The organism is Planktothrix rubescens CCAP 1459/22 (assembly GCA_904830895.1).
Lineage (GTDB): Bacteria > Cyanobacteriota > Cyanobacteriia > Cyanobacteriales > Microcoleaceae > Planktothrix > Planktothrix agardhii.
Map to the genome: position 1 here is coordinate 918,604 of LR882958.1, position 13,158 is coordinate 931,761.

Below are 13,158 nucleotides of genomic sequence, written 5' to 3' on the forward strand. Positions count from 1 at the left end.
AATATGAAAAACCCCCTAGAAGCGATAGAAATCGTGAATTTAGACCATTTAGGAATAGTAGCAGGCGTAATAGATGAGATGGAATTAGTAGAAGAAGTGAATAAAAAAGTGGGATTAAGAGGAAAAGAAGCCATAAGCCCAGGACAGGTAATGAAAGCAATGATTTTGAATGGATTAGGGTTTTTGAGCGCGCCGCTGTACCTATTCGAGAACTTTTTCGTAGGGAAAGCAACAGAACATTTAATAGGAGAAGGAGTAATAGCAGAGCAACTAAATGATGACAGAATCGGGAGAGCATTAGATAAATATTATGAAGTAGGAACAACAAATCTATTCACAGCAATAGCCCTAAAAGCCGCCCAAAAATTCCAAGTAGAAAAGGAAAGCGTACACCTAGATAGCAGTTCGATATCAGTAGAGGGAGAATACAAAAGTAAAGAAGAAGAAAATCAGGAAATAGAAGAAGAAATGAAAGCCATAAAAATAGTGCATGGATACTCAAGAGATAAAAGACCAGATCTGAAACAATTTATAATAGATATGGTAGTAAGCGGAGACGGAGATGTGCCATTATATCTAAAAATAGATGACGGAAACGCCGATGATAAAAGCGTATTTGTAGAAAGACTAAAAGAATTTAAAAAGCAATGGACATTTGAAGGAATATGTGTAGCAGACAGTGCATTATACACAGCAGAGAATATAGGAGCAATGGCAGGAATGAAATGGATAACAAGAGTACCATTAAGTATAAAAGAAGCGCAAAATAAGATTGTAGAGATAGAAGAGGAAGAATGGGAGCAGAGTCAAATAAAAGGATATAGAATAGCAACGAAATCAAGTGAGTACGCAAACATAAAACAAAGATGGTTAGTAGTAGAAAGTGAAGCCAGGAAAAAAGCAGCCCTAAAAAAAATATCAGAGCAAGTAGAAAAACAGTTAGAGAACGCCAAAGCATCACTGCGGAAGCTATTGAAACAAGAGTATGCTTGCATAGCGGATGCAGAGATTGGGATAAAAATGTTATCAGATTCGTGGAAATATCACGAAATAAAAGAAATAAAATGCACAGAAAAAGCCAGTAAAAAAAGCCAAAGTAAAACAGAAAAAGGGAATCAAGAAAAGACAATAGTTTATCAAGTAACAGGAGAGATAGAACCTAGAGAATCAGTGATAGAAGCGGAAAAAATCAAAGCCGGAAGATTTATATTAGCGACAAATATATTAGACAAGAAAGAGGTGAGTAATGAAAAGCTATTAGCCGAATACAAAGCGCAGCAAAGTAACGAGAGAGGATTTAGATTTTTAAAAGATCCGTTATTTTTCACAGCAAGTGTATTCGTGAAAAAACCAGAGAGAGTGGAAGCAATAGCGATGATAATGGGATTGTGCTTGTTAGTGTATAACCTAGCTCAAAGAAAATTGAGAAAACAATTAGAAACAGCCCAAGAAGGGGTAAGAAATCAGGTCAAGAAATTAACGAATAAACCGACGATGCGGTGGATATTTCAAATGTTCCAAGCGGTGCATTTAGTCAGGATAAATGGAGAAAACCAAGTGAGTAACTTAACCCAAGAACGTCAAGAAATATTGCAGCATTTAGGGAAAGATTGCTGTCAATACTATTTAATGATTCCTGGGGGATAAAGATTAAAAGAAAGGGGGAAATAGTTGTAAAAAATCTAAGTTATGAGTCAAGATGAGAACTCTTGGCTGAAAAGAATTTGGTGATAAAATACAAATATATTAAAAAAATGGAGTTCTATTTCTATTAAAAAATAGTAATTATTTATGTTTAGTTAAATAGCGGTAAACTAGCTATATAATTTGATAGTAAAGCCTCGGAAGTTCACCGAAAAATTGGAATAGGTTTCTATTTTTTAGAATTAGTGGAAAATTTGACCCCTATCTGCGGAATGTGGGTTATTAAGTTGTGAGGGGTAATTCTCCTCCATGTGATCGCATTTTCCAGAAACAAAAAAAGCGATCACGCTCCTTCGGGAAAGATACGCGATCGCCCTTCATCAAAAAGCAGCATCCACGCATTCTCTGACGGTTTGAAATTCGTTTAATCTCTGTTTCATCCAGGTCATCAAAAAACCCGCCTAAGCGGGTTGATTTCCTAGGATTAAACAAGGAACGTAAATTAGGCTTTAGTTGGGGGAGTTAATTCTATAGTAGGGGTTGAATCTGGGGGTTGTTCTTGTTTGTTCTCACTTGCGGATTGAACTTGTTTGAGATGAATTGTATTCACCTGAACAATAAAGTTTTCTATGGCTCTTTGAGCTTTTTTAGAAAGTTGACCATCTTCCATCGCATCATATTGATACAAGGTACTTACTCCTAAGATGAATTTTTCCTGTTCCGCCTCTAATAATTCCACAGCAGTGTTCGCCGCTACCCAATTTTCTTGAAACGGAAAAGAGGTGACAATACTAGCAACAATAGCTGCAATTGCGGGACAAATTACAGGCAACCATTTTAACCAAGATACCCCAGCTTCTAGTTTATCCACTAACACTAAAATAGGAGTGACACCCGATAAAACAATTGTGGCAGTTTGTGAAATATAGTAAATACTGCGACAGTCTCTTCGGGTTTTTTTATAGTCTTCAATTAACTCCTGAGCATATTCTAATGCTTGGATTCTCGCGGCGGTAATCACCGACTTATCCATAGGACTATTCTCACCTGTTAAATTACCTGTTAAAATTGTATACAGTGCAGCATTTTTCTTTATTTTGGAGAGTTTGTCTGCCTGTTGATAGTTCTGAAAAACTTGTCGGTTAATTAAGAACAAACAAATCCAGGTTGCTGCTAAAATAATTTCATAGATTTTAGCGACTTGCAACTCAGAAACAAAAATGTTAATGAAAGCTGCACCTACAAAACCTGCCAAGGAAAAATACTCAACAATTTTTAGCAGCAGTAGGAGGCTGGAGTTGGGTGAACTGGAAGAATCCTCAAGGGTAATGATCATCGACGCTGGGTTCGTCTCTGTAACATTAGTCATGGCTTAAAGGCTAACGGAATAAGCAGAATAACTTTCATCAATATTATACACCATCTGGAAGGGTAACATTTTTAAATTATCTAAGAAATGAGAATACTGTTTCAGCAGTGGAAACCTGATCAAAAGCTCTGTAGTCAGTTAAATTTTATGGGTTCTTGACAATTGGGTGTTAATATACTACATTAATAGTATAAAATAAAACCACAGAAGGGAAATGGGTCGAAATTCTGCCTATCAATGATCTATTAAAAACCCACTATGAAGCGTTTAGAGATTGAAAACCGTACTATTTTACTCGCCTTAACAGGTTCCAGAGGCTATGGAGTGGCAACAACCACCTCAGATATTGAGGGTATTTTTATCAGGATAATTAACGACTAATCCCGCTTCTGTGGCGGTGGCAACACCCTCAATTGCCCAGGGAGGAATTTGATTAGCATCTTTGAATATTTTCAGGGTTTGTTGAGGATTTGTATGGGGTTTTAACTCTAACCCACTTGCTAAAGCGACTAACACTTGAACCCGGGAAATTTCTTGTTTAGGTCGGAAGATATCCCCTGGATATCCTACTAAAAGCTTTGGATTACCTGAAGCGCAACTTCAATCTCGGTGTGGCAATCTTTATTAAGTTGTGAGGGGTAATTCTCCTCCATGTGATCGCATTTTCCAGAAACAAAAAAAGCGATCACGCTCCTTCGGGAAAGATACGCGATCGCCCTTCATCAAAAAACAGCTTAACAATAGCAAATGGTGATTGAGCAACTAACTCAAATTCACCCCAAATTTTTTAATTCCAACTTTCTCGGAATCTGTTGACATAATTCTCAAATTCTTGATCGCTATCGAAATGCGCTCTGAACTCTTGATCTGCTCTCATCTCGCTAATAATTCTTTCTACATCCTCATTAACCTCAGCCTCATTAAATGCAACGGGTTCATCTGTTGGTTCACTGGTGTATTTTAGTTCTCCATCAATGTTTTCAATGCCATTTAGGCGTAGGCTGGTTGAGACATATCGGCCTGATCGGGTTCGACATTGGGCCGATATGACATCTCCACGAATTGAGATATCATCACAAGATTGATCAAAATTAGCAGGTCTCCAAGAAGAAGTGACCTTGAGAGTTCCATCAATATTTTCAATCCCTTCCAACAATAAATGAGTCTGATTTACTGATTGGTCCCTTCTTCTGCAATTCGCTTCTAATATATAGCAATCCTAAATGATTTTCTATATATAAGTATACTGATGAATTTTGGGAAAATCAAATTTATGTTCCTTAGTAAAAAACTCGAACAAAAATTTGATAATCTTAAACGACCTGCATAAATACCAATACTTCCTCAAAAAGTTTTTCGCTTGTAACCAAATATCTTCAACCGGATTTTGTTGCGGAGCATTAGGAGCAAATAAAATACAAGTAATTAAAAAATCATCAGGTTCTTTATCACCATTTATTTCTGATAAAAATTCTCTAAATTCTCCAAATCTATGATAGCTCGCTCCATCCCAAATTAAGATAATTCTCTTGTTTTTATATTGGTTTTGTAAGTATTTTATAAATTCAATTGTTGATTTTCCATCCCCAGATGGGTAACTTTTAACATGGAATCTTTTGCTTTGATAATTCAGTGCTCCAAAATAAGTTTGTCGCTCTTTTTCATTGGTAATTGGAACTTCAATTCTTAGATTTGATTGACCCCAAACGTAGCCATTAACATCTCCATGAAGTAGATGACATTCATCTAAAAAAAATACTATTACTTCCCCCGATTCTATGCCAGCCTTTTGTTTTGATAACATCTCATTAATTTCTTCTCTCTTTTTTTTTACTTGCTCTTCGTTAAATTTTGGATTCACCTTTTGAGACTTCTTCCAACTAATATTTGCCTGGTCAAAAAGTTTATAGTAGCTTTGTTTCGATTTATATATTACCCCAAATTCTTGATCCACATAAGTAACTAATTCATCTAAATCCCAATACTTTTTATTCTTTAACCACTCAATTACTTCTGTTTTTTCTTGAATACTTAAATACCCTTTTGAGCCTTTATATCCTAGTTTTAATCCAGCGATTCCTTTGACTTTAAAAACTTTTTTCCAATGCCCAACAAAAAATTCGCTTACACCTAAAATTTGGCTGATTTCACGGTAAATTTTACCGGTGAGTGCCATCCTGACAGCTATTGCTCGTTTTAGTTCTCTTGCCGAAAGATTACTCTCAATTAAAATTTCTAATTCAGCTATTTCTTTGTTCCGCTCTTTTTCTGCCTGTTGTAAGTCATTCATAATTTTTATTGTCATAATCAAGTAGTGTATATCATTATATCATGCTCTTGATAATGATTTAGGACTGCTATAGAACCGTAAATATTAATATCTTCGCAGGTGAGTTGATAACTACTTGAAGCAGCATTAGCAGGCAAGGGACTGGTAATCAGTGCCAAGCTAAAAACAAATATTAAGACGGAGATTGCCTTAATCCAACGATTTAAGATCACTTTAATTACTCCTTGTCTTTGTGAGTTTTTACCTATAGATTGAGGTTTGTGTTTCCTCTCTACACTAATAAGACGTTTCCCAAGCTCAATTTCTGAATTTTTTGAGTTAGAGGCATTTTTTCTAAATTAATCCACCCATAAACTCTCTTGTGTCACTTTATACGTTCGTGGTTAAATTTGCCACCATTTTATTGAGTTCGCTAATTTCACCTAAGATATCCGGGTCACTAAAAGATTTAAGTGCATCCGCATATTCTTTGACGTTCCCGGCTTTTTGTGTTGCCAGGTTGATTCGCTTTTCTAGGTGATCAGACAATTGGGAGATTTTATTGGTTAATACGATTGCCTTCTGTAACACAGGAGTTTCTCTGCGTAAAGTTCTTAAACTTTTCTCAATATAATAGGCTTCTAAAAACCGGATTGTTTCCGGCTTTCGCGTTATAGCTCCTGCGGCTTTGATGTAATATGTTCCACTGTTAGCCAAATTGGGCCCACCGGCAGTGGCTTGATCAAGGGCGGGGACGGCGCAGTCCATGAATTCTTTGGCGCTAAGGTCTGTTTTGCAACCTTTGTAAACCGCCACTTGATAGATTCGGTCTATTATATAGTAAAGTTTCATCGCTTCTTTAAAGCTTTTTAGATTATCATCATTATCATATCCAACAAGTCTTTCTACGCATGGAAGAAATTTAAAAAATATATAGCCAGTGTCACCTTCAGGTACAGGTTTATCAGCTTCACAATGGTTGATAACAAAGTCAAAAAAGTATACATACTTATTATCGCCGAATATACTGATGTCGCGTGTTATAGGGTTTCGAGAAAAAACTTTATATTCCAGAGTGATATTTTCATTATATCCTTGATTTGCCTGCTCTTTTTGTAGCTGATTGATTCTATTAAGACGATTTTCGTACTCTCTCTGAGATTCATCGCTAAAATTCCCATATTTTACAGCATTTTGCCTAGCATCAATTTGAATTTTTTGTAATTTATTGTCTATCTCTGACAGTGTTGTTTTCCCATTTTCATAAGACAGATTGGGAAGTTTTTGGATTGCTGTCAATACACTATCTAACTCTACTTTAACGTTAGATACATAGGACTGTATTGCGCTATTATAGTTCAATGCCAATGCTGGTTTTGGAGCCAAAAGCAGTGCAGATAGAAGCAAAATGACTAAAGTTTTAAACACAATCTTGGCTTGAAATAATAAGCTTTTGCTGGATAAAAGTCTCATTTCCATACTCCGGTAGTTTTTGGTGCCCATAAATTAACTCAGTAGTTTTTGGGTTTAATTTTACAGAAGAATAGATGGCTGTTATTGCCATCTATTGTGTGAAGATCTAAACTTACTGAACCAAACCTGTTATAAGTTCGTGGTTAAATTCGCAACCATTTCATTGAGTTCGCTAATTTCACCTAAGATATCCGGGTCACTGAAAGACTTAAGTTCTTCCCCATACCCTGTGACGTTCCCGGCTTTTTGTGTTGCCAAGTTAATTCGCTTTTCGAGGTGATCAGAAAATTGGGAGATGTCTTGGGTTAATTTTATGCCCTCGGACAACTTCTGGTTATCTTTCTCTAACTTGGTTCTACTGTCTATTAAAGCGTTCAGCCTAGACCGGATTAATAATAGATTTGACTTATTTGTTTCCAAATACTTCCTGAAATTATCGGCTCCTTGGATAAACTGATTGTCCACTTGCGATCCCAGTTTTTTTGCAGCCCGTTCAATGCGCTCTAGTTCACTTTGTTTTTTCTGGTATTCCGCTTCATTTCTCTGCACTTCCTTCTCCATAGCTTGTTGGGAGGCATATAGCTTGTTGATCTCATTAAGAACATTTTTGTACTCTTTCTCACCTTCATCCCTCAACTTCTGAAAATCTGCGGCATTTTTCCCGGCTTCGGTTTGAAGTTTTTGTAATTGACTCTCTATCTCTGACAGTGTTGTTTTACCAGTCTCGTAAGACAGATTGGGCAGTTTTTTAATTGCTGTCAATACACTATCTAACTCTACTTTCACGTTAGATACATAGGACTTTATTGTGCCATTATAGTCCAATGCCAATGCTGGTTTTGGCACAAAAAGCAGTACAGCTAAAATCAAAATTACTAAGGTTTTCCAAACAATCTTGGCTTGACTTAGTAGGTTTTTCTGGGTAAAAAATGTCATTTTCATAATTCGGTAGTTTTGGGTGTCCATAAATTAACTCAGTCGTTTTTGGGTTTAAATCTACAATAGCAATAGATGGCAATCACCGCTATCTATTGCATTTATTCCTTAAGTCATGTCTAACAGGTATTTTGTGAACCTTAGCTGATCAGCGCGGATGCCTGAATGGGTGTTCTAAATTCCTTGAGAGACTTTATTACTTAAGTTCGTGACTAATGTAGCCAAATCTTTGATTTCACCCAAGATATCCGGGTCGCTGAAAGAAGCAAGTGCATCCGCATACTCTTTGACGTTCCCGATATTTTGTTTTGCCAAGTTGATGTCGTTTTCAGCCTTATTGCAGAATGAAGACATTCTAGTGGCTAGGACTGCTGCTTCAGCTATTGTCTGCCTGTTGCTTTCTAACTTGGTTTTATTTTGTTCTAATGTATTAATACGAGACTGCTTCGACCTGAGTTCTGCTTTCTTGCTTTCAACAGCATTGCGAAGTTGCGAGATCCGATCCAATCGTGATTTTAGATCATTTCTGAGCGGTTCAAGTTTTTGATTTTCACCTTCGTATTTTCTTATTTCTGCATTGAATGAGCTTTTAAGCCCTAGTGGATCAAAGGTTAGTCCGTCTAATTCCCTTCTAATGTGCCTCGCCGCTGCCAAATTATCCTGTATCTCGCGGTTCAGTTTTTCGTACTTCTTGTAAGCTTCGTCATATTGACTTCCCTCAAGACCTAATTCACGTTCTACGATGGGTAATTCTGCGTTCTTTGCTTCCACTTCTCCCTTCAAAACCTGTTGCTCTTGATACATTGTGTTGATGTTATTCAGAAGTTCTTGATATTTTTTCTGCTGCTCATTACTCCAAGTATCAAACTGTTTGGCACGGTTGCTTGAATCCTCTTTAAGTTTTTGTAGTTGACTGTCTATCGTTGCCAGACTTTCTTGACCTTCTTTCTCAGGTAGAGTGGGAAGTTTCTGAATAGACTCCAGTATGTTCTTGAAATCTCCTGTAAGTTTAGATATGTATGATTGTAGTTCCTGGTTATAGGCAATAGATGGATCTACACTTGCAGGGGAATTAACTGTATTCTTAATCAGATTAATGACTGGATTGAAGTCAATTTTCTGAAGCTCATTAGAGACTTTATTCAAGTCACCTTTCTGAATATCATTAACGACTTTATTGAAGTCAACTTTCTGAACATCATTAACGACTTTATTCAAGTCAACTTTTTGAACATCCTTTAAGAAACCACCCAAGTCAAACGCTAATGCAGGAGTTGGGAAAAAAAGCAGTAGAGATAGAATAAAAACGACTAACGTTTTCCCCATGAACTTGGCTTTAGTGAGTAATATTGTAGTCGGAAAAAAATTCATTTGTATACTCCGGTAGTTGTGTTTATCCATGACTTAATTCAGTAGTTTGTTGGTTAACTTTAGATAGCGATGATTCAGCATCTATTGCAGCTATTCCATCAACGACGAGCAGGCTTGTTCTAAACCTTAGTTGATAGGCTTTATAGCCTCTTCTAAAGCTTGAATCTGCATATTGACAGAACCGAAAAGTTTTTTAGCTAACTCAGGTGTTAGTTTCTTAGCAGTTTCGATTGAAGGTTGTGCCTGTATATTAGCTGCTACTTTATTTTCCAGAATTCTTGCTGCTACTAAAGATTCCTGAGAAATTCCATAGACAGCCATCCATTGGGATAAGCTCCGCAAGAACATATTAATGAATTGCTGGCTAGAATATCTCTGAATCTTCTTCTCTAAAGATAAGCTTACCTGGGGTTGAAGATTTTTGAATTTTTTAAGGTTATTACAGTAGCTCTCCATTGAATACCAGAAAACTGTTTCCTGCTTCAATGAAACCACGATTGTAGAGAGTGCTTTATATACAGTATGGAAACTCTCAACAGATCTGGCAGCATCAGAAATACTGCTTTCTAGGCTGGAAATTTGTCCTGCATATCTGCTAATTTTTAAAAGAGTTTCAATTTTTTGTTGTTGAAGACGTTGCATTTGAGTAAAGTATCGAGAATTTTCTTGCGCTATAAGTTCCTTTCTTGGGTCAGGAACATTGACTCCAAAAAACCCTAAAAAACCGGCAACAAAACCGCTAAAGCCTCCGCCAGCAGACTCTTCTATTTTTAAGAGGGAATCACAATGATCTATAATTAGCTTATCGATATCTTTTAAAAGATTATCTTGATAGACTTTCGCGTTTGTCTGAAGTTCATTAAATTCATTCAATTCTTTAGTCAGTTTAGTCTGATCAGCGTAGCTCAGATTCCGTAAATTTAATGAATTTTTACTGACATCGTAGGACTGATTATAAAGATTTTCAAAACTATCCCCTAAAGTTTTGGCATAAATACCCATCTGGTTTGCAATCTTCGCGCAATACTCTAATTGAATACCGGCTAATGCTTCTTTACCTGCCAATAGGTGTTTGTATATTTTAACCAGAGCAATCATGATTTGTTGACATTGACTGATGTATATGTCAAGTGTGTTAATACATTGGCCAGAAATTTTATGCAGTGAAAACTGGATTCCAGCGACTTGGGACTGAATATCTGTTCCCGCCGAAGCGTTGAATGCCAGAAACACTAAATCCCCAGAATTTTCCAAATTCCGCACTAACGAATCCATTGACAAAACTCCAAGAATCTGATCCCTAGAATCAGCCACAAATTTACTGTCAATTTTCTGAGGAATGATAAGCGTCTCTATCTTTTCTTTATTCGTTATATAAGGTTCTACCCAAAGGCCCAGATTATCTTGTGTCAGTATTGTTAAGTCGCTCATTTTACCTACATAATTGATGTATGGGTTAAGAAATTTAGAGGGGGTTAGTCATTGCTTTATGTCGTCAACACAGGGGTTGGAACAAAAGGCAGTCAGGAAGGGACAAGAGATAGCAAGTGTTGTGGAGCAAAACATCACAACACCCGATATCTCATGATCCTCAGCTTATCCAGGTTTACAAACCTTAGATAAATATCTCAATCTTGATTTTTAAGGTACAAGCACCGCTTGAACATCTAAAGTTGTCAGTTCTGCATTCAGATTTTTAAGAACTGATTGAGCTAAGGCTGGTGCTGCTTTTTGCCCTGCTTCAATTGAAGGTGCTGATGCGATGTTAGCGCCAACTTTTTGAAATACCTCATTTGAAGCAACCAGATATTTTTTAGAGACGCTATTCACAGCCACCCATCTACAGAGCAGATCAAGGGCTCCTCTCATGAAAACTGGTTGAGAGTAAGCCTTACGCCGTTTATCCTCAGATTGGATTTTCATAGCGCTTTTCAGTGAGGATTGAGCCCTTGGGGATTGCAGTCTTTCACAGAAATTCGCCATTGAATCCCAAAATAATGCTGTCTCAGTCAATGCAACGTGGGCTTGGGCAAGAGCGCGAACTGCACATTCGAGACTCTCAATCGCCATAGCTGTGTTATCAATGTCGATTTTTGTATTTGAAACTCGTACTGCATATTCTGCAAGTTTTGCCATCGTTTGACGGCTATCCTCTGCAAGTTTATTCCGGGCATTGAACAAATTAAGTTTGTGAGTTGACGCACGCTCTAGTGCAGACTGTGAGGAACTTGACATTTCTTTCAAGTCCTGTGACATCCGATCTGTGGCTTTTTGAAGACCTTCGAGGGCTAGTTTTGCTTGTTCTAACTGCTCTGTTAATAATTGGTTTTCTTGGGTTTTTTGTTGAAGTTTCTGTTTTTCAGCTTCTTTTGCCGGCGAATCAGGCAGGTCTTTTATATTTTTGTTGCACTCAACAATTTCTTGCTCAACTTTAAGTTTTTTTCGCTGAAGTGCAAGTTCCTCTTTCGTGGCTTTCTCCAAATCAGCTATTGATGAGTCTACCTTCTTGATCGTCGGGTTCGTCGATGAGGTTTGGGTGTTAGCTGCTGAAGTGCTTCCACCGCCTAAATTTCCCCCCATCAATCCCCCAGTTTTTGCAGCAGCGAACATTTGAACTCCTGCACCGAAAGCAGCAGACAGACCTCCCATAATTGTAGAGGCGAGTCCTAGATCAAAAGCCCTTTGGGACTCTCTTTGCTCTATCTGTTTAGCTTCCTCATATTCTATATTGATTTGTTCTAGTGATGATTTAATCTGCTCTTGAAGCGTCTCAGCGTTTTTCTGAACTGCTGCCAACTCAGCTAAACCCTGCTTTAACTTTTCTCGGTCTTCATTCTTAATATTTCTTAAGTCCAGTGACTCATTATGTACAACGGTGCAGTCAGCTATAATTTTCTTAAAACGAACGGCTAAAGCTCTGGCTTCCTGAGCCATCTCTTTTGCAGTCTCTCCACACTGTGCAATTATATCCACAGCTGCCTCTTCCTCAATCTGATATAAGAAGCTATAAGCCGAGAATATATTCTCGATGACATCATCAGACTTTGTTACAAAACCTTGAACTGTTGTTATGCAAACTGTACAAGCTTCATAGAACGATCTTTGTAGGTCAGACATCTTGACCTGGATATTCGGTACCCCTGACAAGGCATTAAATGCCAGGTACATCAAATCACCAGTCGTTTTTAAGTTCAATATGACTTTTTCGATCGATAAAGTCTGCAAAATTTCCCGTTCAGCCTCAACGACTAACACAGATGTGTAGCTCGGTTTAGCCAAAAGTGAATAGATTTCCTCTTTGTTACCCGTTTTGATGACTAATTCGAGCTTTTCCTCGTTAGGATCAACTTTAACAATTGATGATTCGCTCATGTTATTTACCTGTAAACTGATTGTTTTTCGTGGTAGCCCGGTTCCGGGCTTAGGCATCTGTATCTATAAGACGATCTCAGATGGCAATTTCTGAATTTTTTGAGTTAGAGACTGTTTTTTTCCCTTTTTCATGCTTTATATGCCGAACTGCGCCTTCAATGCCTTGTTATCAGTGGAACTGAACCATTCAGGTGTTGCCAGATCTGCTGTTTGTAAATTCGGGATATATAACTGAAAAGCATCAGGCCACCCTCCTAAAGCTTCAGGATAATACACACCGTCGTATAACGTCTGATAAATTGGGTTTTTGGATACAGGCTGTGGCGCGTAGCGACCCCAAAAAGCTTCTTTATCGTTCAGAAGCTTTGTTTCCATATAGTAAGTCAGGCTATTCCACTCAATGGTCACTGCTGATCTGTCTCGAACATAAGCCAAAAATATTTGACTTTTTGCAATAGAATCTTTTAATATCCCTTTTACTCCCCGTGTATCATCCTTGAATGGGTCATAATTAGACCACCAAGGAGTAATTGGGGGTGTAAAACGATGAATATTTGGATTTCTTGACGGCTTATAACCAGTAAGCTTCCATAACTTCATCCCTTTGGGAAGGATTACTAATGTCGCTTTTTGGTCTAGGAAGGCTTGTTTCACATGATCCGGCTGTTGATTCCATTGGAGTGGCATTTATTTAAAACCTCATGTTTTTGATTCAATCGAGCTA

General features: G+C 37.5%; 11 protein-coding genes. 1 reads left to right on the forward strand and 10 read right to left on the reverse strand.

Annotated features, from left to right (window positions below; genetic code table 11):
* Positions 1–3: 3 nt before the first annotated feature.
* A complete protein-coding gene (locus NMG86_RS04400) occupies positions 4–1,647 on the forward strand; it encodes an IS1634 family transposase (protein WP_026796751.1) in 1,644 nt (547 codons plus the stop codon).
* A 499-nt stretch (positions 1,648–2,146) separates the two neighbouring features.
* On the opposite strand, the gene NMG86_RS04405 is transcribed toward NMG86_RS04400, so the two are convergent.
* From NMG86_RS04405 to NMG86_RS04450, 10 genes are all read right to left on the reverse strand, one after another.
* A complete protein-coding gene (locus NMG86_RS04405) occupies positions 2,147–3,013 on the reverse strand; it encodes a DUF4231 domain-containing protein (RefSeq protein WP_026797093.1) in 867 nt (288 codons plus the stop codon).
* A 339-nt stretch (positions 3,014–3,352) separates the two neighbouring features.
* Positions 3,353–3,529, reverse strand: coding sequence for an S-layer homology domain-containing protein (locus NMG86_RS04410; RefSeq protein ID WP_237157105.1), 177 nt, complete (start codon positions 3,527–3,529; stop codon positions 3,353–3,355).
* A 271-nt stretch (positions 3,530–3,800) separates the two neighbouring features.
* Positions 3,801–4,223 (reverse strand): CVNH domain-containing protein, encoded by a 423-nt coding sequence (locus tag NMG86_RS04415; protein WP_081695638.1) that lies wholly within the window; start codon positions 4,221–4,223, stop codon positions 3,801–3,803.
* A gap of 21 nt (positions 4,224–4,244) precedes the next feature.
* Positions 4,245–5,303, reverse strand: coding sequence for an IS630 family transposase (locus NMG86_RS04420; RefSeq protein ID WP_042152127.1), 1,059 nt, complete (start codon positions 5,301–5,303; stop codon positions 4,245–4,247).
* 369 nt (positions 5,304–5,672) lie between these two features.
* A complete protein-coding gene (locus tag NMG86_RS04425) occupies positions 5,673–6,785 on the reverse strand; it encodes a hypothetical protein (protein ID WP_026797095.1) in 1,113 nt (370 codons plus the stop codon).
* Positions 6,786–6,884: 99 nt separating this feature from the next.
* On the reverse strand, positions 6,885–7,721 hold the full coding sequence (locus NMG86_RS04430) for a hypothetical protein (RefSeq protein ID WP_026797096.1): 837 nt from the start codon (positions 7,719–7,721) through the stop codon (positions 6,885–6,887).
* Between the two features lie 144 nt (positions 7,722–7,865).
* A complete protein-coding gene (locus NMG86_RS04435) occupies positions 7,866–9,092 on the reverse strand; it encodes a hypothetical protein (RefSeq protein ID WP_141294340.1) in 1,227 nt (408 codons plus the stop codon).
* Between the two features lie 96 nt (positions 9,093–9,188).
* Positions 9,189–10,493 (reverse strand): hypothetical protein, encoded by a 1,305-nt coding sequence (locus NMG86_RS04440; protein ID WP_026797098.1) that lies wholly within the window; start codon positions 10,491–10,493, stop codon positions 9,189–9,191.
* Between the two features lie 210 nt (positions 10,494–10,703).
* On the reverse strand, positions 10,704–12,434 hold the full coding sequence (locus NMG86_RS04445) for a hypothetical protein (RefSeq protein WP_144018167.1): 1,731 nt from the start codon (positions 12,432–12,434) through the stop codon (positions 10,704–10,706).
* A gap of 135 nt (positions 12,435–12,569) precedes the next feature.
* Positions 12,570–13,121, reverse strand: coding sequence for a hypothetical protein (locus NMG86_RS04450; protein ID WP_026788841.1), 552 nt, complete (start codon positions 13,119–13,121; stop codon positions 12,570–12,572).
* Between the last annotated feature and the right edge of the window lie 37 nt (positions 13,122–13,158).

Excerpts from the sequence above, each read along its gene's own strand:
- NMG86_RS04400 (WP_026796751.1), top strand. The coding sequence starts at position 4 with ATGAAAAACCCCCTAGAAGCGATAGAAATCGTGAATTTAGACCATTTA.
- NMG86_RS04405 (WP_026797093.1), bottom strand. The coding sequence starts at position 3,013 with ATGACTAATGTTACAGAGACGAACCCAGCGTCGATGATCATTACCCTT.
- NMG86_RS04420 (WP_042152127.1), bottom strand. The coding sequence starts at position 5,303 with ATGAATGACTTACAACAGGCAGAAAAAGAGCGGAACAAAGAAATAGCT.
- NMG86_RS04425 (WP_026797095.1), bottom strand. The coding sequence starts at position 6,785 with ATGGGCACCAAAAACTACCGGAGTATGGAAATGAGACTTTTATCCAGC.
- NMG86_RS04430 (WP_026797096.1), bottom strand. The coding sequence starts at position 7,721 with ATGGACACCCAAAACTACCGAATTATGAAAATGACATTTTTTACCCAG.
- NMG86_RS04435 (WP_141294340.1), bottom strand. The coding sequence starts at position 9,092 with ATGGATAAACACAACTACCGGAGTATACAAATGAATTTTTTTCCGACT.
- NMG86_RS04440 (WP_026797098.1), bottom strand. The coding sequence starts at position 10,493 with ATGAGCGACTTAACAATACTGACACAAGATAATCTGGGCCTTTGGGTA.
- NMG86_RS04445 (WP_144018167.1), bottom strand. The coding sequence starts at position 12,434 with ATGAGCGAATCATCAATTGTTAAAGTTGATCCTAACGAGGAAAAGCTC.
- NMG86_RS04450 (WP_026788841.1), bottom strand. The coding sequence starts at position 13,121 with ATGCCACTCCAATGGAATCAACAGCCGGATCATGTGAAACAAGCCTTC.